Annotated in this window: 25 protein-coding genes and 1 riboswitch; of the genes, 4 read left to right on the top strand and 21 right to left on the bottom strand. The window is 54.6% G+C overall.

The genetic code is table 11. The features are described from left to right. Positions 1-6 precede the first annotated feature (6 nt). The 16 genes from WC891_04650 to WC891_04575 all read right to left on the bottom strand — a co-directional run bounded on the left by WC891_04650 (position 7) and on the right by WC891_04575 (position 11,920). Positions 7-156, bottom strand: coding sequence for a CcmD family protein (locus tag WC891_04650; protein ID MFA5867235.1), 150 nt, complete (start codon positions 154-156; stop codon positions 7-9). Further along, positions 149-853, bottom strand: a complete 705-nt coding sequence (locus tag WC891_04645) for a cytochrome c biogenesis protein (protein MFA5867234.1) — start codon at positions 851-853, stop codon at positions 149-151. Before WC891_04645 ends, WC891_04650 begins: the two co-directional genes overlap by 8 nt. Further along, complete coding sequence (locus WC891_04640) at positions 853-1,551, bottom strand: heme exporter protein CcmB (GenBank protein MFA5867233.1); 699 nt, start codon at positions 1,549-1,551, stop codon at positions 853-855. The genes WC891_04645 and WC891_04640 overlap by 1 nt, the downstream gene beginning before the upstream one ends. Beyond that, positions 1,544-2,269: an ABC transporter ATP-binding protein gene (locus WC891_04635; GenBank protein MFA5867232.1), complete on the bottom strand. Its 726-nt coding sequence runs from the start codon at positions 2,267-2,269 to the stop codon at positions 1,544-1,546. Before WC891_04635 ends, WC891_04640 begins: the two co-directional genes overlap by 8 nt. Further along, the gene (locus tag WC891_04630; protein MFA5867231.1) at positions 2,266-4,260 is read right to left on the bottom strand and encodes a cytochrome c-type biogenesis CcmF C-terminal domain-containing protein; all 1,995 of its coding nucleotides are present in this window, start codon (positions 4,258-4,260) and stop codon (positions 2,266-2,268) included. Before WC891_04630 ends, WC891_04635 begins: the two co-directional genes overlap by 4 nt. Before the next feature lie 32 nt (positions 4,261-4,292). Continuing rightward, complete coding sequence (locus WC891_04625) at positions 4,293-4,691, bottom strand: cytochrome c maturation protein CcmE (protein ID MFA5867230.1); 399 nt, start codon at positions 4,689-4,691, stop codon at positions 4,293-4,295. Between the two features lie 154 nt (positions 4,692-4,845). Further along, positions 4,846-5,436 (bottom strand): NapC/NirT family cytochrome c, encoded by a 591-nt coding sequence (locus tag WC891_04620; protein MFA5867229.1) that lies wholly within the window; start codon positions 5,434-5,436, stop codon positions 4,846-4,848. 76 nt (positions 5,437-5,512) lie between these two features. After that, positions 5,513-6,118: a hypothetical protein gene (locus WC891_04615; protein MFA5867228.1), complete on the bottom strand. Its 606-nt coding sequence runs from the start codon at positions 6,116-6,118 to the stop codon at positions 5,513-5,515. Beyond that, positions 6,111-6,590, bottom strand: a complete 480-nt coding sequence (locus WC891_04610) for a MogA/MoaB family molybdenum cofactor biosynthesis protein (protein MFA5867227.1) — start codon at positions 6,588-6,590, stop codon at positions 6,111-6,113. Before WC891_04610 ends, WC891_04615 begins: the two co-directional genes overlap by 8 nt. 96 nt (positions 6,591-6,686) lie before the next feature. Further along, the gene (locus tag WC891_04605; protein MFA5867226.1) at positions 6,687-7,130 is read right to left on the bottom strand and encodes an MOSC domain-containing protein; all 444 of its coding nucleotides are present in this window, start codon (positions 7,128-7,130) and stop codon (positions 6,687-6,689) included. Further along, positions 7,123-7,602 carry a cyclic pyranopterin monophosphate synthase MoaC gene (moaC, locus tag WC891_04600; protein ID MFA5867225.1) on the bottom strand — a complete coding sequence of 160 codons (480 nt, stop codon included), beginning with the start codon at positions 7,600-7,602 and terminating at the stop codon, positions 7,123-7,125. The genes WC891_04605 and moaC overlap by 8 nt, the downstream gene beginning before the upstream one ends. Before the next feature lie 80 nt (positions 7,603-7,682). After that, positions 7,683-8,654: a GTP 3',8-cyclase MoaA gene (moaA, locus tag WC891_04595; protein ID MFA5867224.1), complete on the bottom strand. Its 972-nt coding sequence runs from the start codon at positions 8,652-8,654 to the stop codon at positions 7,683-7,685. After that, positions 8,655-9,929: a gephyrin-like molybdotransferase Glp gene (gene glp, locus WC891_04590; protein ID MFA5867223.1), complete on the bottom strand. Its 1,275-nt coding sequence runs from the start codon at positions 9,927-9,929 to the stop codon at positions 8,655-8,657. It abuts the gene before it with no gap. Further along, entirely contained in the window at positions 9,916-11,028 is a 1,113-nt protein-coding gene (locus tag WC891_04585) for an ABC transporter ATP-binding protein (protein ID MFA5867222.1), read from the bottom strand. Before WC891_04585 ends, glp begins: the two co-directional genes overlap by 14 nt. Position 11,029: 1 nt before the next feature. Continuing rightward, entirely contained in the window at positions 11,030-11,722 is a 693-nt protein-coding gene (locus WC891_04580) for an ABC transporter permease (protein MFA5867221.1), read from the bottom strand. 12 nt (positions 11,723-11,734) lie between these two features. Continuing rightward, the gene (locus tag WC891_04575; GenBank protein MFA5867220.1) at positions 11,735-11,920 is read right to left on the bottom strand and encodes a hypothetical protein; all 186 of its coding nucleotides are present in this window, start codon (positions 11,918-11,920) and stop codon (positions 11,735-11,737) included. Between the two features lie 87 nt (positions 11,921-12,007). Beyond that, positions 12,008-12,140, bottom strand: a riboswitch (molybdenum cofactor riboswitch). 125 nt (positions 12,141-12,265) lie between these two features. Between WC891_04575 and WC891_04570 the strand changes: the two genes are divergently transcribed. From WC891_04570 to WC891_04560, 3 genes are all read left to right on the top strand, one after another. Next, positions 12,266-13,066: an ATP-binding cassette domain-containing protein gene (locus tag WC891_04570; GenBank protein MFA5867219.1), complete on the top strand. Its 801-nt coding sequence runs from the start codon at positions 12,266-12,268 to the stop codon at positions 13,064-13,066. After that, positions 13,066-13,812: an ABC transporter permease gene (locus WC891_04565; protein MFA5867218.1), complete on the top strand. Its 747-nt coding sequence runs from the start codon at positions 13,066-13,068 to the stop codon at positions 13,810-13,812. Before WC891_04570 ends, WC891_04565 begins: the two co-directional genes overlap by 1 nt. A 103-nt stretch (positions 13,813-13,915) precedes the next feature. Then, complete coding sequence (locus WC891_04560; protein ID MFA5867217.1) at positions 13,916-14,440, top strand: YerC/YecD family TrpR-related protein; 525 nt, start codon at positions 13,916-13,918, stop codon at positions 14,438-14,440. 68 nt (positions 14,441-14,508) lie between these two features. Here the strand turns inward: WC891_04560 and WC891_04555 are convergent, their stop codons facing one another. The 5 genes from WC891_04555 to WC891_04535 form a co-directional block, all read right to left on the bottom strand. Continuing rightward, the gene (locus WC891_04555; GenBank protein MFA5867216.1) at positions 14,509-14,718 is read right to left on the bottom strand and encodes a hypothetical protein; all 210 of its coding nucleotides are present in this window, start codon (positions 14,716-14,718) and stop codon (positions 14,509-14,511) included. Between the two features lie 74 nt (positions 14,719-14,792). Further along, positions 14,793-15,710, bottom strand: coding sequence for an AAA family ATPase (locus WC891_04550; GenBank protein MFA5867215.1), 918 nt, complete (start codon positions 15,708-15,710; stop codon positions 14,793-14,795). 13 nt (positions 15,711-15,723) lie between these two features. Continuing rightward, entirely contained in the window at positions 15,724-16,512 is a 789-nt protein-coding gene (locus WC891_04545) for a hypothetical protein (GenBank protein MFA5867214.1), read from the bottom strand. Between the two features lie 5 nt (positions 16,513-16,517). Continuing rightward, on the bottom strand, positions 16,518-17,468 hold the full coding sequence (locus WC891_04540) for a peptidase U32 family protein (protein ID MFA5867213.1): 951 nt from the start codon (positions 17,466-17,468) through the stop codon (positions 16,518-16,520). A 4-nt stretch (positions 17,469-17,472) separates the two neighbouring features. Beyond that, entirely contained in the window at positions 17,473-17,631 is a 159-nt protein-coding gene (locus WC891_04535; GenBank protein MFA5867212.1) for a YHS domain-containing protein, read from the bottom strand. A 122-nt stretch (positions 17,632-17,753) separates the two neighbouring features. Between WC891_04535 and WC891_04530 the strand changes: the two genes are divergently transcribed. After that, positions 17,754-18,629 carry an ABC transporter ATP-binding protein gene (locus WC891_04530; GenBank protein ID MFA5867211.1) on the top strand — a complete coding sequence of 292 codons (876 nt, stop codon included), beginning with the start codon at positions 17,754-17,756 and terminating at the stop codon, positions 18,627-18,629. Positions 18,630-18,632: the final 3 nt, after the last annotated feature.

Raw genomic sequence — 18,632 nt, 5'->3', positions numbered from 1 at the left:
CTCGCGCTAGGATTTCTTAAGGGTATCACTAAGGTGGACAAGTTCCTTCTTTACCTGTGATACCTTTACGGCCAGATAGGCCACATATCCGGTTAAAACCAGCCAGGCTCCGATATACGCCCCCAGGACGTAAGGGGCCATCTGAATATCAGGCATAATTATTCCCTCCGGTTTCGATTCTGTCTTTGATGTCGTGTAACGTTTCTTTCACTGTTTCCAGGTCGATTTTTATAAGCAATAAGGCCGTATACATTAAGATAAAACCGATCATGGAGACGGCCAGCCAGAGATACATCTCAGGTTCAAGCCCCGTCCCCTTCCCGCCGATGACGACAGGGTGCATAACGTTTCTGATCAGTCTGGTTGAAAAGAAGGACACCGGTACGTCCAGGGCGGCGATGATCCCGAAAACCGCGGCGTAGGTTGCTCTTTTCCCGCGCTCATCGACCATCGAGCGGAGAAAGAAATACGCCCCGAACAGGAGCAGCAGGATCAGGTAGGTTGTCAGACGCACGTCCCAGGTCCACCAGACTCCCCAGGCCAGATAGTCCCAGGTAATGCCGAATATCATTAACATAACGCCGAAGACAAGACCCAGCTCGGCTGCGCAATAGGCGACGGTGTCGTATTTATAGTCCCTTTTTATCAGGTAAAGAATGCTGGCGACGAAGGTCACCATAAAGGCGATGAACGAGACGATGGCCGTCGGCAGATGCCAGTAAAATATCTTCTGGCTGAATCCTGTTTGCGTCGCCGGCAGGACAGGCAGAACAATGAAAATACCGTAAAGGGAAACCGCCAGACACACCGCCGCGATAACGGCCAAAACTATGATTAGCGTTTTTCTGTTCATTACTCCCCGATCACGAAGTCGTATAAGGCATATCCGGCTAGGAGGAATATTATATCAAAGCCGATTACCAGATACAGCCAGGAGGTCATGTCGCCTGTCCCTTTACCGACGAAAACGGCGTTTGTATAGGATACGACCTGCATCATAAACGGCGTCATGACCGGCAGGTATAGAATCGGCAGCAACAGGTCTTTCGCCCTCGTATTGGCCGAGATCGTGGCCAGCAGGGTGCCCACGCCGCACATGCCTATGTTCCCCAACAATAGAATCAAGATGAGTTCGAGCCAGCCGGTCGCCGCCATGCCCTTCAGAAAGAACAGGGAAAAGATAGGCACGATCACTGCTTCCAAAACAATCAGGAAGATGAAATTGCCGGAGAACTTGGCGACAAAGATAACCGGCCGATCGACCGGGCTTAACAACAGACCGTCCAAACACTCCTCCTCTTTCTCGTGCACGAACGAACGGTTAAGCCCGAGCAACGAGGTGAACAAAACGGCCACCCACAGCATCCCCGCCGCGACCATAGTAAGGTCTTTGACGTTGGGCGAGAACGCGAAGTAGAAAATGACAAGCGCCATGACTGAGAACAGGAAGGTCGACGTCACCACGTCCTTGCTGCGGAGTTCCAGCATCAGGTCTTTCTTAAGGATGGCCCAGTATTGTCTGGCGTCTCGCTTGATCTTGCCGTCAGTCATCGCAGGCTTCCATATCGCATACCTGGCGGTAGGTGGCTCTAAGTTCCCCCGGGGTTAGCGCGTCCTCAGAGCTAAAGACGATCTGCCCGTTTCTAAGGATGATCGCTTTGGTGCCCAGCTCCAGGCTCCGCTCCAAATTGTGGGTAACCATGATAAAAGTCCTCTTGCCGGCCAGCTCGCCGATCAATCCTTCCAGGATATCGATGGCGTGAGGATCGAGACCGGTTTGCGGTTCGTCTAAGAGGAGGATGTCCGGATCGTGCAGGAGCGCCCGGGCAATGCTTAAACGCTGAAACATGCCGCGAGAGAAACCCCGGACCACGTCGAAGCGGCGATGATTAAGCTCGACCCGGTCCAAAAGATCGTCGATCCTAGCGTCAAGATCCTTGACCCCGTACATGTTCCCGTAGAACTTGAGGTTCTCGTATGTCGTCAGGTCGCGGTATAAAAGATGGCTATGAGAGATGAAACCTATGCGCTGCCGGATCTCGGTCGGATTATCCTTGAGCGAGAAACCGTCGATTACCGCGTCCCCGGTCGTCGGCGACAGCAAGGTCGCGAGGATTCTTAGAAGAGTCGTCTTGCCGGCCCCATTGGGACCGAGAATGAGCAGGAAATCACCCGGATCAATGGAAAACGTTATGCCTGAAAGGACCGTGCGCCGGTCGAATTCCTTGGAGATATCGCGAACGTCAATGGCGGCCGCCGGCCCGTTCATTTTCCTTGGGTTAACGGCCGTCTGGGCAGGGCGGCTAGCATGATGCCGAGAATCAGGACAATGCTGCCGGCCCAGACGAACGATATTAAAGGATTGATCTTGACTTCGAAAATCAGCTCGCTCTTATCGTTCATACCTTGAAAGACGATAAAGACGTCGCGGAAAACCTCATATCGGATATCGGCGTTCATGCCCGGTTGTTCCCTGACTTCATAGAAGACATACTCAGGCGCCAGCGTGCCGAGCGATCGGCCACTACTGTCGGCGATATCGAAATTCGTGTGGGCGATCTGTTTATAGGTGCCTTGCGTTTCGGTCAGACCTTTATAGGTGAATTTCATGTCGCCGACTTTGAATGAGGTGCCGACCTTATCCGGAAGAGTCTTCGGTAAAGAGACGGTGTACATGGAACTGCCGACCAGTCCTATCACCGCTATTCCCAAACCGAGATGGGTGATGAAGCCGCCTGCCTGGCCGGGTGTCTTGGTGAAGAAACGGCCTAACGCGGTCATCAAACCCTCGTTCCCGGAGCTCATCCTCGTCATGATTTTTTGGACGTAGATTTGAATCGCGGCGACGATCGCGAACGTGGCGACAATAAGACCGATATACCCGACCCATCCGTTGGCCGGCAGTTTAGCCGCTGGATTGACCGCCGTAACCATTTTCTCCAAGCTCTTCCAGTAGAGGAACCAGGGGACGGCCGAGATCAGGGCGACCGCGCCCGGTATCGCGATCCGCCTTAAGAATTTGTTCCAGTTTGTCTCGCCGAAATCGACTAACGGGCAGATGGACACGATTAATAGAAAGACCACGCCCAGCGGCTGCGCGATGCTGTTATAGACGGCCGGCCCCAGCGTCTGCTTGGTAATTGACGGCAGGAAGGCGCCGGCTAGAATAACCGCCGAACAGAATAGAAGGACGATATTGTTGATATGGTACAGAGCGTCGCGCGAGAAAGCGGACTCAAAGATATGTTTACTCTCAAAGACATTCCAGCGGGAAGCTAGCAGATAACCGCTGCCGCCGAGGGTCGCCGCGATCACCGCCGCGAAATACGTCAGGATCGCCTGGCTTCCTTCGAAGCTGTGAACGGACGTTACAACGCCGCTGCGCGTCATGAAAGCGGCCATTATGACCATGAAAAACGCGCCAACGCTCATCGAGAGCGCCCATCGTTTAAAGCTTTGTCTCTGTCGGTAAATGTGGAACGAGTGCAATAGCGCCGCGCCGCCCAGCCAAGGCAGCAGGCTTGCGTTCTCGACCGGATCCCAACCCCAGTAGCCGCCCCATCCCAAGACAACGTAAGCCCAGGCCGCGCCCAGGAAGATGCCGATTGTCAGAAACAGCCAGCCGACCAGCGTCCAGCGCTGGCTTCGTTCCACCCAAGCCGTCGAGGCGTCCCTTGTGACCATGGCCGCCACTGCGTAAGCGAACGGAACCGTCATCAAGGCGTAGCCGACGAATAACGTCGGTGGATGCAGAACCATAGCCCAGTGCATCAGCAAAGGATTCATGCCCAAGCCGACCTTGATGGCCGAAATCTTGAACGGATTGCCCAAAACCAGCATATAGGCCAGCATAGAGGCTTGGACGATGCCCATTACAATAAGGGCGTTTGAGGTCAGAGTGTCGTAAACCTTGGAACGGAAATAGGCGATAAGCGCGGCGGCGCCGGAGATGATCCATAACCAGAGCAGGAAAGAACCCTCCTGGCCGGCCCAAAGGGCGGCGATGCGATAAAACAGAGTCATATCCGCGCTGGAGTTGTCCGCCACGTACTGGAAGGAATAATCCTTCGCGATAAAACCGTACAGGAGGATCAAGGCGGCCACCGTAACCGAACCGAAGATCGCGTAAACGGTTTGGTAAGGCAGTTTCATCCTCGCCTCCGCGTTGCCTGTCTGGTTGCCCCGGACGTAAAGCATCAAGACCGACGCGATAGCGGCGACAGCCGCCAGCACGAGCGAAACATACCCTACATAAACCATATAAGCTCCTTACTAGCTATTTTGCTTACGCGTTATTTATCTTCGATTTTCTCGTTGGCGTATTTCGACGGGCACTTGGTGACCAGAGAATCGGCTTCGACCAATCCTGCTTTGACATAGGTTCCTTCAGCGATCACCTGGACTTTTTCAGCGAACGATGAAGGCACGGCACCGGTATACTTAACCGACATCTTGTTCTTCTTATCGTCGATGCTGAAGGTAACCGTGGTGCCCGTTTTCTTGATCGTGCCCGGTACGACTTCCCCGCCGACCCTGACGGATTTACCGATTAACGTGGTGTCGTTTTTCAACTCCGTAACCGTCTTGAAATAAGAGAGATTACCTGCCGACGACCTATATAATAGAATCGCCAGAAGCATCAAAACAATCGCCGTGACCACAATCAGCCTGTTTCTGCTGCGTTTTTCCATTGGCACCTCTTGTGTATTCGATAAAGTGTTCTCTTAAGACAAAAATTGATGCCGGCCTATTAGTGAATATTCGAGGCTGCGGCATCAATTAAACTTTATCAGACAATGTGCCAAAAAACAATGGTAGAGGGTGTTGCTGGCGGTCGCTCGTCTCCTATTTCTTCTTCGGATCGTAGTGGCAAACGCTGCATTTGGTCGAGATTTTATCCTTCTTATGACAATCGACGCAGACTTTCATCCTGACCACGTTTTTCTTAACCTGTTTGTTTATGTGAACCAGTTCCTTATGACAGTCTACGCATTTGTATGGATTGTCCTTCATTTTATGATGAGCGGCCGGGAGTTTGATGTCCGAACCCGCGGTCGGCGACCGGTGCTCGGAATGACAGTCGATGCAATAAGCGTTGGGGATCCCGTCCCCCGCCTTGATTACGGCCGGTCGGAAAACGGTACCCACGACTATATACCTGAAGAGAGCTACCTTGCCGCGGAACTGGCCGACGATGCCCGGGCCGTTATGGCAAGACACGCAGTCTATGTTGGCGTGCGTCGATTTGGTCCAGGTGTTGTAGTAAGGTTTCATGACATGACAAGAACCGCAGAACGAATTACGGCTTGCCCATATCCACGGCGTCGCTATTGCTAGAAGTATCAACAGAATAAGGCCCATGATCGTTATCCATCTGGCGCGGCCGGGACGCCGGCCGGAACGTCTTACAGGACGCGCGGGACTTTCCGTTTCCACTGACGCTTCTCCTTTATTTAGGAAAAATGGTGCAGCCGAAATTGTAACACTCGCTTTCGCGGCGGCGCAAGACGCGCTAATCCTTTATCAAGGACCTCGCCAGCACGATGGAAAGCACCGCGGCGGCTAAAAAGAAGAGAAATATCAGCAGCGTGTCGAGCTTGATAAAAGAGGACGAGGAGTTACGGATCGGATTGCTTGTCGGGTGCATGACGGCCGGCACGCGTGCCAGAAGAAGCCAGACTGAGGCGCCCATCAAAACGTTCAGCGAAGCGATAATCCTGGGCGCGTGAAACGTCAAAGAAACCAGGAATATGGCCGTCAGAACCAGGAAAATGGACGCCGCCAGCAAAAGTCGCGGTTCCCCCCACATGATCCCGCCCCATGTCAATTGCATCGCGACCAGGCTGGAAGACAGGTAGATAAACCAGAATATCAAAGTGACCGCTTTGGTAGGTTTAGCCCAGTCGAAGAGAGTCTTTTTGTCCGTTACAAGGTATAAAAGTCCTAAAATGCCGACACAGGTTACCAGAATCAGGCTGACGAAAACCAGGCCGGCGTGCAGGTAAATCAACTTGGCCGCTTCGCCCAGCTGAGCCTCAGCCGGGGCTAAATACGCGGTTACCAAGGCGGCGGCAACAGAGGCGGCGATACCGGCGGCCAATATGGCTTTCTTAGTCACCGTGACCCTGTCCCTGAGCCATCTCCAAGGCGTGCGGCAATACCGGCAAGAGAACCTCGAGATGCTCCTGGACGGCTTTTAAGCTGCCGGGCAGGTTGATGATTATCGTCTTATCGCGTTGCCCGCTGACGGCGCGGGATAGCATGGCTTGCGGAGTAATCTTGAGGCTGGCCGCCCTCAGCGCTTCGGCGAATCCGGGGGCGGAGCGGTTTATAATGTCCAGCGTCGCCTCCGGCGTCACGTCCCGAGGGGACAGTCCGGTGCCGCCGGTCGTGAGAATCAAATCGACACGCTTGATGTCGGAATATATAATCAGCTTGGCCCGGATAGCCTCGAAATCGTCAGCCACGATTTCGTAATCGACGATTTCCGCGCCTTGGGTTTCCAGAGTCGCTTTGATGTAAGCGCCGCTGGTGTCCTCCCGCTGGCCGACCGAACCCTTATCGCTGACCGTTAATATGGCAACACGCATTTAATGCTCCCTTGCTAGTAGTTAGTAATTAGTTGGTAGTTGGTAGTTGGTAGTTGGTAGTTGGAGCGTACTCGTACTCGCACTAACTACTAACCGCTAATCACCAACAACTATGATAGTGTCTCCGGCTTTTATATCGCCTTCGGTGATGACGATGGTAAAGATACCCTCGCGCGGCATAACGCAGTCGCCGACCTGACGTCGTATCTCACAAGCCAGGTGACACTCCTTACCGATCTGGGTAACCTCCAGCTCGGCTTGGTCGCCGATTTTCAACCGGGTGCCGATCGGGAGTTTCATTACTTCGATACCTGTTGTTGTGATGTTCTCGGCAAAATCGCCCGGTTTCAGGGTGATGTCCTTCAATCCGGCCTGCATCTTATCAATGCTCTCTTGCGCCAGCATGCTTACCTGCCGGTGCCATTTACCGGCATGCGCGTCGCCCTCAATGCCGTGTTCGATAACCAGACGGCAGGACGGCACCGTCTTCTTCCGGATGCCCTTCTCGGTGCTAACGTTAACTGCTACTACTTCAGCCACGGTTCCACTCTCCGCTTTTTCCGCCAGTTTTCCTTATCAACTTGATCTCTTTAATGGTTATTCCTTTCTCCGCCGCTTTGCACATATCGTAGATGGTCAACGCGGCCACCGAGGCCGCGGTCATAGCTTCCATCTCGACGCCTGTCCGCGCCGTCGTTCTAGCCGTCGCCGTAACTATGATTGTTGATTTACCTTCATCCACCTCGAAATCCACGTTGACGGAATCCAAGGGCAGAGGATGTGTCAGCGGAATCAGGTCGGGCGTCTTCTTGGCCGCCATTATGCCGGCTAATCTGGCCGCGCCGAAAACGTCGCCTTTCTTGACATTTCCTTCCTGGACCAGCTTTAACGTAGCCGGTTCAAGGGAAATCCAGGCTTCGGCGACCGCTTCTCTGGCAGTCACGGCCTTTTCGCCGACATCGACCATATGCGCCTGCCCTTTGTCGTCGATATGTGAAAGCTTTTTAGTCATGTGTGTCTCCCGTTATTAGTGATACTGGTGATGTCGGTAGTGATATAGGTGATGAATCCACTTCACTTCCGTCACTCGTTTTATCCGCCTATTTGTCCCATCGTCCGGCCGTCCTCTGACCGCTCGGACAAATTGTAGCGTTCCGGTTTCCCCGACACGGCCAGCTTGATAAGCTTTTCCGTCTTAATTCTATCAAACTGCGGCCTTAAACCCGGCTTGATGTCGATTTCCTCGTCGCAAAACAGACACAGGCGCAGCTTGCCGTCAGCCGTCAGCCTCAAACGGTTACACTCGGGGCAGAAGTGTTTGCTCATCGCCGAAATCTGGCTGATCGCGCCTTGGGCGCCTTTATAGCGGAAATACTTCCGGCCGGGACCGGCTCCCGCCGGCGATTCTACCTCTTCCATCTCCCCGTAACTTTTCAGTTTCTCCGTTATTTGTTCGGCCGTTAAAAATGTCGAATCGGCAACGCCGTTACTCACCGGCATGTATTCGATGAACCGGACGTACACCGGATACTCGTAGGTCAGTTTGACGAACGGCGCGAAGTCGTCGCTTAAACCCCGCATCGCGACCACGTTGAATTTAATCGGGTGCATGCCGACCTCAATCGCCTTCATGATTCCGGCCAATGCCTCGCTGACGTCGCCTATCCTGGTTATCTGTCTGAAATTGACCGGATCGAAAGTGTCGATCCCGATATTCACGCGCTTTATGCCCACCCTATATAGATCTTCGGCGAACTTTCCTAGAAGAACGGCGTTGGTTGTTAGGGAAACATCCTCGACGCCCGGGATTTTTACCAGACGCTCGACAAAACCGATAAAATCCTTGCGGATCAGAGGCTCTCCGCCCGTCAATCTGACATGCTTTATCCCTAAGCCCGCCGCGGCCGTGACAAAGTCCAACATCTCCTCGTACGACAGGATCTCTTCATGCGGCAGGAGGTCAATGCCGTGCTCGGGCGTGCAATATACGCACCTCAAATTGCACCGGTCGATAACCGATATCCTCAGATAGTCGATTGTCCTTCCATAGTTGTCAACGAGCATTTAGTGATCCTCCGGTTGTGAGATTAAGCGCGTCCGAACCCTCTCACCCGCTTTAACCGATTCGATTTCGGGCGGAATCAGCGCCAACCCGTCGGCCAGCACCATCGATTTCAGTATCCCCGAACCCTGCGGTCCGGTGCTTTCGGCGTAGTAGTCCCCGTTCTTCTTCTGAACGCGGACGCGGATATAATGAAGCCTGCCCGGCCGCTTACGGATGTCGCTTGTTAGAATCGCCTGCACCTCGGGCCGGAATAGATATGTCCGGCCCATCATTTTCCGGATGGCCGGCCGAACGTATTCCTCGAAACAAACCATTGTGGCCACGGGATTGCCCGGCAGACCGAATACGTAACGGCCGTTCAACACCCAGAATCCTAAGGGGTGTCCGGGTTTTTGCGCTATCTTCCAGAACTTTTGTTCGGCGCCCATCTCGTCCAAAACATCCTTGACGACGTCGTATTTGCCGACGGAAACTCCCCCAGTGGTTAGGACAATGTCGGCCTGGTCGAGGGCTTCGGTGAACAGTTTCCGGGCCGCTTCTTTGGTGTCGGAGGCAATCCCCAACCGGATAGGTATGGCGCCGGCTTCCGTAATCTGAGCCGCCAGTGAATACGCGTTGCTGTTGCGGATCTTGCCCGGTTCCAATGGTTGCCCGACTTCCAAAAGTTCATCGCCCGTCGTGACAATGGCGATTCTGGCCCGGCGGACCGTTTGAACTTCCGGAAACCCGAGGGACGCCAACAAACCGATCTCCGCAGGTTTTAGCTCCCGGCCGGCGTCGATGACTTTCTCGCCCGTAGCCACGTCCTCGCCGGCTCGCCGTACATTGCCCTTGCTTTTAACCTTGACGGTTATGGTAACCGGCTTGAAGGAACTGCCGTCGGATTCGTCCGTCTCAAAGGCTTCGCGCGCGCCGCCGTCGTCAGTTGTCGTATCCTCGACGCGAACGACTGTGTCCGCGCCGACCGGCATCTGCGCGCCGGTCATGATGCGGGCGGCGGCCCCCGGCATAATTTCTTTGAGGGGCGTGTCGCCGGCCTTGATGTCGTCGATTACATCCAGGGTGACCGGATGATCGGCGGCCGCTTCAGCGACGTCCTCCCACCTGACCGCGTAGCCATCCATCGCCGAGTTGTCAAAGGGCGGGATGTCGTCGCGGCTGATTATGTCCTCGGCCAAGACCAGACCAAGCGCTTGCTCAAGTGGAGTCGCCTCGGTTTCTAACGTTTCGACCGTTGCCAAAACAATATCTAAAGCTTCTTTAGGATTTAACATGCTTGCCTCTCTCAATGACGTGAACCGACGTCGCTTTGAAGCCGGCGATAACCTCCATGCCGACGCCTATGTGCAAGTCGTCCAGTGAACGCCGGGTAATTAGGGCTTTAAGGATGGTACCGCAGTCAACCGTAACCCGGGCGACCGCTCCCAGATTTTCAATCGCGGCAACCTTGCCCGGCAGCCTGTTCCTGGCGCTGGCGCGGCCGGTCCGCTTTCCTTTGGCGATGTCCTCGATGAATATCTCCTCCGGCCGGATACAAACGGTCACATCGCTCTCGGGCGGCAGGTCGGAAACCGCCTCGATGTCCATATCCGTCGTTTCTATAAGCGCCAGGCCATCGCTTGAAGACAGAATGCGTCCCGGCAGGATATTACCCGCGCCGACGAAAGCGGCGATATCGGTCGTTGCCGGCCGGTAAAAAACATCCTCCGCCGTCCCCGTCTGGACGACGCGGCCGCCCTCCATGACCGCCAACCGATCGGCTACGATAAAGGCTTCTTCCCGGCTATGCGTCACGTAAACGCAGGTTACGTTTAATTTCTTTAGTATCTCCATAAGCTCGCGCAGGAGTCCTTCCTTAGTGCCGGGGTCCAAAGAGGCCATCGGCTCATCCAGCAGCAAGAGATCGGGTCCGAAAACCAGCGACCTGGCCAGCGAGACGCGATGCGCTTCGCCGCCTGATAGTGACATTGCGTCGGCGGCGGCCAGATTACTGACCTTGAAAAGGTCCAGAATCTCGTTGACCTTTTCGTCTCTCTCCCCTTTTGACGCGCCCCTTAGCTTCAATCCGTAGGCGACGTTTTCATATACGGAGCCTTTGAAAAGAAGAGGGATCTGGAAAGCCATTGAGATCTTCCGGCGCACGGCTGAACCAGGTTTGGCCCGGGTGATGTCCTCGTCCCGCCAGAACAGCCTCCCGCTGTCGGGCCGCACGGTCAGGTCCAGGATTCCCAAGAGTGTGCTTTTGCCGGCCCCGGTCGGTCCGAGCACGGCCAGCCGCTCGTTTTCCTCGACCGAGAATGCCGGCACGTTGAGAATCTCCTGACCGTTTCTCGTGACTTCAATTGATTCGCATGACATAAGCGAACTTGCCATTCTATCGTTTCCTTTGCTGGGCGTAGGTAATAAAACCGTTCACGACGAACGCCAGCGTGAGTAGTATGATGCTCAGCGCGATCGCCATGCTGGTATGTCCCTGACGCGTTTCCATGACAATCGCCGTGGTCAACACCCTGGTTGAATCCTTGATGTTGCCGCCGACCATCATGACCGCTCCGACCTCGCTGATAATCGCGCCGAATCCGGCCGCGACCGAAGCGAGCAGGCCGAGGCGCGCTTCCCTGACTATTTTGAAAAACAGTTGGACATTACTGGCGCCCAACGAGTAGATTTGCGAAATGAGACGCTGGTCGAGAGCTTGAACGGCCGCTAAAGTCACCCCGATCACCATCGGCGTCGCGATGATGACCTCGGCCAATATCATGGCCGACGGCGTGTATAGAATATCCAAGGTACCCAACGGACCGTATCTGGATATCAACAGATAAACAAACAGGCCGACGACCACCGGTGGCAAGGCCATCCCGGTATTGGTCAGAGTGACGAAAAATTGCCGCCCTTTGAACCTGGTCAGCCCCATAAAGGCGCCCACCGGCAAACCGATGACCATAGCTATAAGCGCCGCCGTTCCCGTAACTTTAAGGGTCATGCTGACGATCTCAACAATGTCCTTATTGAAGCTGAACAAGAGTCCGAAAGCTTCGAGAAATCCCTGCCAGATCAGTTGCACGCGCTACTCACTTTAGAAACAGCCGAGGGCGCAGTTCTTGATCTTGACGTCGATTTGATTACAGGCGTCTCCGATCACCTTCGGCGCTACGCCCAGGTCGTCGGCTAGTTTGCGCGCCTCCGGACAGCTAAGGCCGTTGTCTCCGGCCGCCTCTTTGACCTTATTCAATACCTCTTGTGATACGTTATTCTCTGTCACTGCCGCATCTCCTCCATCACTAACATCACTGCCACAACTTCAAAAAACAAAAAACGCGCGTCTCCCGCTAACGGAATAACGCGCGTCATAGACACTCGTTACTCTCCTTTCCAAACACGGGAGGCGTTGAGATTGCTCTCGACACCCTAGGGCTGTCTCGCGACAGCCGCCGCCTTCGCTTTCCCGAAGGGACTGGCGAAGGTCGGAGAGATTGTATTAGATGTTACTTTATGCCTTAGACAATAGCAGGTTAAAAAGCTTTTCGCAAGCCCATCAGGTCGTCCGGGAAGGCCGGCGCGTTATTTCCCTTATGATACAATTGACGCGACCAAACAAGGAGGTTTCTTGGACGCTCCAGTCATCAAAGTCAGCGAGCTGACAAAGCGTTTTGACGGATTTACCGCCGTCGACGCCGTTAGCTTCGAAGTCGCGGCCGGCGAGCTTTTCGGGTTTATCGGGCCGAACGGAGCCGGTAAGACGACAACCATAAACATGCTTGTCACGCTGGTCAGACCGTCGGCCGGCGCCGCCTCCATAGCCGGTTACGACGTCGCCGCCGAATCCGGACGGGTCCGGGAGTCGATCGGCGTCGTCTTCCAAGATCCGACGCTTGATAACCGCCTGACCGGGATGGAAAACCTTGACTTCCACGCCTCCGTGTACCACATCCCGAAGCAAGACCGGGCCCGCCGGATCGCCGAGGCTCTGGCGCTGGTCGAGCTGACGGAACAAGCCGGCGACATCGTCGACAATTACTCCGGCGGTATGAAACGACGCTTAGAGGTCGCCCGAGGCTTATTGCACACCCCCAAGGTATTGTTCCTTGACGAGCCGACGCTCGGGCTGGATCCGCAAACGCGGAACCGGATTTGGGAGTATTTACGCGCCTTAGCGGCCAAGTCGGGAACCACGGTCTTCATGACCACGCATTACATGGACGAAGCGGAGAATTGTGACCGAGTCGCTATTATCGACCAGGGCCGGATCGTCGCCCTGGACACCCCGGCCGCTTTAAAGAAATTTACCGGCAAGAATCGTATGGACGATGTCTTTCTCGAGCTTACCGGCAAGGAGATCAGGGAAGGCTTCGCCACCCCGAAGAAACATATGAGCGACATCGCCGCCCGCGCTAAAGGAGGGCGTTGATGGACTTCGACGCCGTTTACTCCATCTGGAAGCGCGACCTGGTCGTCAACTGGCGAGACCGCGGCCAGCTAATCGGAAGCCTGGTCAGGTCCATCCTGTGGCTCGTCGTCCTAGGCTTGGGCCTAAAAGCCGCCTTCCGTTCCGTCGGCGGCGTAACCTTCAGCCAATACATCTTCGCCGGCATAATCGGCATGACTTTGCTCTTTGCGGGCGTCCAGTCAGCCATCAGTATAGTCTGGGAAAGGGAATTCGGATTCTTAAGGGAACTTCTGGTCGCGCCGATTTCCCGAGGTTCCATCACCCTGGCCAAAATCTTAAGCGGCGCGACGTGGGCTATGCTTCAGGGAACGGTCGTCCTGGCCTTGGCGCCTGTCGTCGGCGTCAGCCTGACGCCAGTAATCATTATCAAGTCGCTCGCGGTCATGGCTTTGATGGCGGTCATGCTAACGTCCATCGGTATCGTCATCGCCTCCCGCATCAAAAGCTTCCAGGGCTTCGGTGTCATCGTCAACATCTTCATCATGCCGATGTTCTTCTTGAGCACGGCCATCTTCCCGCTACCCTGGCTGCCTGACTGGCTGAAGTACATAATGATGGCCAATCCGCTTACCTACGCGGTCGACGCCCTGCGTAACGTAACAGTCGGCCTCTACGATTTCCCCTTGTGGTTCGATCTCGGTCTGACGGCCGCCCTGACTTTCCTCTTGGCCGCGCTGGCCTGGCAGCTCTTCGTCAAAGAAATCTAACCGAAGGCCCGCCAAGAATTGTCTATAACACAAACACTACTGTGCCCTGGAGTACGATAGTGTTGGTGTTGATATTTCATTAGTGTTCCTTTAATATCATATTATGTCAAATATTTTTACTCCAAAGAGGGATTTGAGTGCATTGTTGAGAGAACGACAGCTTCAGTCTTTGATCTATCTCTGCGACGCCCTCTCATCTTTAAGAGATCCTGTTGAGACTGCGAAGATTCTTCGAGACCTTCTCTCTCCTCAAGAAATGACAATGATTGCCAACCGACTACAGATCGCTGTCTTATTGCTCGAAGGCTATTCCTACCAGGAAATTAGAAAAACACTTGGTGTAAGCGAAAGTACAATTTCTAGAATCAGCAACTGGCTAGAGATAAGGGGAGATGCTTATAGAGCTCTTAAGCGAAGAACAAAACTAAGGTCGCTCATTCCTAATCACGAGGATTCTTATCAAAGTCCAAAGAATGTAAGCGCTCAGTACCTATGGCCGTCCACGCTGATATCGGATCTCCTCGCCGTAATGACGAAAGACAACGCTTATCAAATCTTGAATATCCTGGCAGAAGCTAAGCAGAAACCTGAGTTGTTTCGAGTGCTTAACTCATTTAGAGAAATATAATTTGATATAAATAAATCCGCTTAGATAGCCAACACTATCGTGCCCTGGAGCACGATAGTGTTGGCTATCTAAGAACGGTTTTTGGGGTTAAAGAGGGGGAAGTTCTTGTCCTCGAAGGCTTGGTAATCAGGGCACTTGCGACAGTGCGGCCGCAGGCAGAACTGGTTGATCTGTTCTTTGGTCAGCGAATCGCCGGCGCCCGGCAGGTCGCAGCGGTAATGACCGCTATTGGTTTTGGCGACAAACGGGCAGTTCAATTCCCCCGGTCTCTCACACATAATGCCTCCTTGCTAGCCCAGAAGAGAGAAGGCGCGAGCCCAGAAGCGGCTTCTGCGCTTTAGTCTTTTGCGCTTCAAAAGGTGTAATAGTGGCTGCAGTCAAGCTCGCGCAGTTCATAGTATTTCGTCTGCATACCCGGCGTCAGCCACGGTTGAATCTCTCCGACGGCCGTCCGGAAGTGTTCCATTTTAATCTTATCCGAACCGGTTTTGACGGCGTTTAAGGCCGCCCGTTTACACAGGTTCTCCAGATCCCAGCCGACATAGCCCTCAGTCTCCTTGGCCAGAAGCGGGAAATCAATCTCACCGCCCAGGTTCTTTTCCAGACGCTTGATATAGATGCGGAGGATACCTTCCCGGTCCGCCGTGGTCGGCGGGTGGACGAAAACCTTGCGGTTGAACCGGCTCTTCTCTTTAACCAAAGCCTGGTCGACTACATCAATGCGGTAGCAGGAACCGACCAGCGCGACACCTTTGGCCATCGGGCTAACATCCCCGCCTTCCTGCAGCTTGTCGATCTCCTCGATGAAGACCGTCGTCAAGTCCTTGTCGGCGAATGTCGGCGGAATTCCGCGCAGGTTCCCCTTTTCCCATTCGTAATCGGCGCCCGCCCTGGCAGCCAGCCACTCAACATCCGAGACGAACAACACGGCCGGCGCTTTGGCTTTCGCTTCGGCGAACGCTTTCTTGAGTTCTTCCGGCTTGCCCAGCATCTCCTGTCCGGACACGTATATGTAATGGGCGCCCGCGTCCGACGCGCTGGCCTCGGCCAGCATCTTTATCCCCGTCCCCAGCGGTCCCCACATCAGCACGCCCGCAGGCGGATCGATGTTCATGCCGGTTATCAACTCAGGTGATTTAAGCGGCAGGGAAACCATTTCCCTAAGGATTTCCTTGATGTCGTCGAACCCTCCGACGTCGTCCCATTTAACACGCGGCGGCCGGCTTAAGAAATAGACCCCGCCCTCGCCGTGATGATGGTCGTGATGCATCTAACCTCCGTTTTTATACCGGCAATCCCGGTTCATAGATCAGCCTGTCTATGCCTTTATCAAGCAGTTCATTCTCAGGCGGAAGAACGTCGTGGCGATAGAATTGGGCGTTTCCGCTAATGAATATCGTCCGATCGAACAAGTCTCCCGTCTCTTCTATAATACCCTGTAGGCAGGGTCGGCCGCACCTGCCGCGCATGTTCGGCCAGGTACTGCCGTCATAAGCCCAGGGGCAGTAACGGGTTGTCGTGACATACGTGTATGGCGTGTAGACGGACGCGGCCAGCTTGGATCCAGAGAAATCGGACGCTATGCCTTGAGCCGGATTATCCATTTCCACCCGGTTGACTCCTATATCCGTCAAATAACCGCGCACCGTTTCGTTGTCGGCGCCGCTAAACCCCCATTGCTCCGCCAAGGCCGGCGGCGCGTCTTGTCGGCGGGTAGAAATCCCGAATCCCCGCTTCTGCTTCACGAGCAGCCTGCCTAAAACGGGTGTAAGATTCGGATGAAATTCCAGCATCCGGCGCAACACGCCGAAGTCGTTAGCTACTACCTCTATCGCTCCGGCAGCCGGCAGGACGGCAATCGCCCGTTCAACCGCCGCCAAACCGCTGTCGGTCACATACGGCGTTACCAGGGTGAATCGCATGTCGTTGGCCGCCGCGTAAGCGACGGCCCGTTTGACCTCATCCGCGGTAGGGATCTTGATCTCACAGAATTCGACGCCGAAATACAGCCTGTCGTAACCTTGAGCGGTTTCTAAATCGTCTGCCGGGCTAATCAGAACGGCGTTCTCCATCGGGCTCACCCCTCCGCCGGGAAATAGCATTCATATGGCGAGCAGGGCAAATCGAACAGCCTCTCATGCGAGGCGCGGGCGGCTTTTGCTACGTCGACTCTGGAGGCGCCCATGGCCGTCAAGTCGCGTATGGTCTTCAAAGCGGCGATCGCGGCCAGTTTATGTTCGGTTTTGCGGCCGCGGCCAGCGATCTTGGCGGCCGTCAAACCTGCTTTCATGAGGTCGTAGACGCCGCATAAGCCGCAGGCGTTCCCTCTGACGGCCTCTGCCCAGCCGGACTGGGCTGCGGCAGCCGCGGCCGCTTCCGGATTGTCTGCCGGAACAGGCTTAAGCTCGCAGGCCCGCCCGCACGGCCAGACGTGGTCGGGATCGTCGTGATGGAAGAACGAGCAGAGGCCTTCTATGTTCGGGCACTTTCCATACATTACGAATGCCTCGAACTCCAGGCTGGGGACATTGGCGACAACCTTCGCGATTTCCTGGACGGTCAGCGTCCGGTCCAAAACGACGCGGGCCACCCCAAGGTCCTTGAAAAAGAGCGCCGCCTGGCTGTTGAGGACAGCCGACAGGATGCTTAAATGAAGTTCCAGCGGTAGACGCAGCTTGTTGAGCTCAAGAATAAGGCCGAGATCGGCCACCAACAGACCGTCGACGCCTACAGCGGCCGCCTCTTGCGCAAGTTTCAAGACGGCCGGCATCTGCTTCGGGGTGTAGAAATCGTTGTTAAGTGTCAGATAGAAACGCACGCCCATGCCGTGCGACAGCTCAACGGCCTTAGCCAGTTCGTCGATTGTCGCGAACTGAGCGGCCTGAAAAGTGCGTTTGTTGATGGAGCCGACCTCGCCGTACGTTTCGTCCCATGCGGACGGTATGAAACCTCCGTATAGCTCGTCGGCCCCCGCGTCTATAAGCGGACGGACCTCGACCAGACGGTCCGCGGGAGCGAGTATCTTCAAGTGATTATTTGTCTTCGTCCGTCAGGTATTTTTCAGGATTCCTATCGAAGACTATCTTGCAGCCGGGCGCGCAGAAGTAGTAAGTCGCGCCATTATATTCCGAGGTGCCTCCGGGAGGATTATTCTCGTCGACGTCCATTTTGCAGACAGGATCTATAGCCATGGTTCCTCCTTTTCCTTAACTCCTAGTCTAGAGCTGACCGCCCGATATCTCAAGATTGTACTTACTTGTCCTTAGAGTAATAATTAAGAAAACAACTTTTGCACGTTGAGGAGGAAGCGGCAATGGCTGTAATCGAGACAAAAAAGCTGACCAAGTATTACGGCAAATCGCGGGGAATCATTGACGTCGATATCAGCGTGGAAGAGGGCGAAATCTACGGTTTCATCGGGCCTAACGGCGCCGGCAAATCGACCACCATCCGGGTCCTTTTATCGTTGATCTACGCGACCAGTGGCTCTGCTACTATATTCGGGAAAGACGTTGTGAAATACGGGCCCGAGATCAAGATGGAGATCGGCTACCTGCCCTCCGAGGTCTTCTATTACGACAACATGCGCGTCAGAGAGCTCTTGAATTACTCCGCCAGCTTCTACAAGAAAGACTGCTCCAAGCGGATTAAGGAATTATCCGAGATCATGGACCTTGATCTCGACAAGAAGATCGACGATCTGTCATACGGGAACAAGAAGAAAGTGGGGATCGTCCAGGGCCTCATCCATGATCCGAAACTGATAATCCTGGATGAACCGACCGGTGGACTCGATCCGTTGATGCAGCAGAAGTTCTTCGAACTTGTGCACGAGGAAAACCGCAAGGGCGCGACCATATTCCTCTCCTCCCACGTCCTGAGCGAGGTCCAGAGATTGTGCGACCGGGTCGCCATCATCAAAGAAGGTCGCATCATCCAGATAGAGAAGATGAGCGACCTGGCCCAAAGCAACTACAGTCAGTTCCGGGTAGTCGCCAACAAACCCATCGAACCCGGCTATTTCGACATGCCGGGGATATCCAACCTGCAGACGAACACGACCCGCGCGAGCTTCCTCTTTAAGGGCAACCTCAACACCATAACCCGGAAGCTAGCAGATCTTGACCTGCAAAGTCTATTAGTCGAAGAGCCTGACCTGGAAGAGATATTCTTACATTACTACGAGTAGGAG

The organism is Actinomycetota bacterium, assembly GCA_041658625.1.
In the GTDB taxonomy this organism is placed as follows: domain Bacteria; phylum Actinomycetota; class JAHEXW01; order JAHEXW01; family JAHEXW01; genus JBAZZW01.
This window is presented reverse-complemented; position numbering and strand designations above follow the sequence as displayed.

What these genes read in the sequence shown, in the direction of transcription:
- WC891_04650 (MFA5867235.1), bottom strand. Translation starts at nt 156, where the DNA reads ATGCCTGATATTCAGATGGCCCCTTACGTCCTGGGGGCGTATATCGGA.
- WC891_04645 (MFA5867234.1), bottom strand. Translation starts at nt 853, where the DNA reads ATGAACAGAAAAACGCTAATCATAGTTTTGGCCGTTATCGCGGCGGTG.
- WC891_04640 (MFA5867233.1), bottom strand. Translation starts at nt 1,551, where the DNA reads ATGACTGACGGCAAGATCAAGCGAGACGCCAGACAATACTGGGCCATC.
- WC891_04635 (MFA5867232.1), bottom strand. Translation starts at nt 2,269, where the DNA reads ATGAACGGGCCGGCGGCCGCCATTGACGTTCGCGATATCTCCAAGGAA.
- WC891_04630 (MFA5867231.1), bottom strand. Translation starts at nt 4,260, where the DNA reads ATGGTTTATGTAGGGTATGTTTCGCTCGTGCTGGCGGCTGTCGCCGCT.
- WC891_04625 (MFA5867230.1), bottom strand. Translation starts at nt 4,691, where the DNA reads ATGGAAAAACGCAGCAGAAACAGGCTGATTGTGGTCACGGCGATTGTT.
- WC891_04610 (MFA5867227.1), bottom strand. Translation starts at nt 6,590, where the DNA reads ATGCGTGTTGCCATATTAACGGTCAGCGATAAGGGTTCGGTCGGCCAG.
- moaC (MFA5867225.1), bottom strand. Translation starts at nt 7,602, where the DNA reads ATGACTAAAAAGCTTTCACATATCGACGACAAAGGGCAGGCGCATATG.
- moaA (MFA5867224.1), bottom strand. Translation starts at nt 8,654, where the DNA reads ATGCTCGTTGACAACTATGGAAGGACAATCGACTATCTGAGGATATCG.
- glp (MFA5867223.1), bottom strand. Translation starts at nt 9,929, where the DNA reads ATGTTAAATCCTAAAGAAGCTTTAGATATTGTTTTGGCAACGGTCGAA.
- WC891_04585 (MFA5867222.1), bottom strand. Translation starts at nt 11,028, where the DNA reads ATGGCAAGTTCGCTTATGTCATGCGAATCAATTGAAGTCACGAGAAAC.
- WC891_04565 (MFA5867218.1), top strand. Translation starts at nt 13,066, where the DNA reads ATGGACTTCGACGCCGTTTACTCCATCTGGAAGCGCGACCTGGTCGTC.
- WC891_04560 (MFA5867217.1), top strand. Translation starts at nt 13,916, where the DNA reads ATGTCAAATATTTTTACTCCAAAGAGGGATTTGAGTGCATTGTTGAGA.
- WC891_04555 (MFA5867216.1), bottom strand. Translation starts at nt 14,718, where the DNA reads ATGTGTGAGAGACCGGGGGAATTGAACTGCCCGTTTGTCGCCAAAACC.
- WC891_04550 (MFA5867215.1), bottom strand. Translation starts at nt 15,710, where the DNA reads ATGCATCACGACCATCATCACGGCGAGGGCGGGGTCTATTTCTTAAGC.
- WC891_04545 (MFA5867214.1), bottom strand. Translation starts at nt 16,512, where the DNA reads ATGGAGAACGCCGTTCTGATTAGCCCGGCAGACGATTTAGAAACCGCT.
- WC891_04535 (MFA5867212.1), bottom strand. Translation starts at nt 17,631, where the DNA reads ATGGCTATAGATCCTGTCTGCAAAATGGACGTCGACGAGAATAATCCT.
- WC891_04530 (MFA5867211.1), top strand. Translation starts at nt 17,754, where the DNA reads ATGGCTGTAATCGAGACAAAAAAGCTGACCAAGTATTACGGCAAATCG.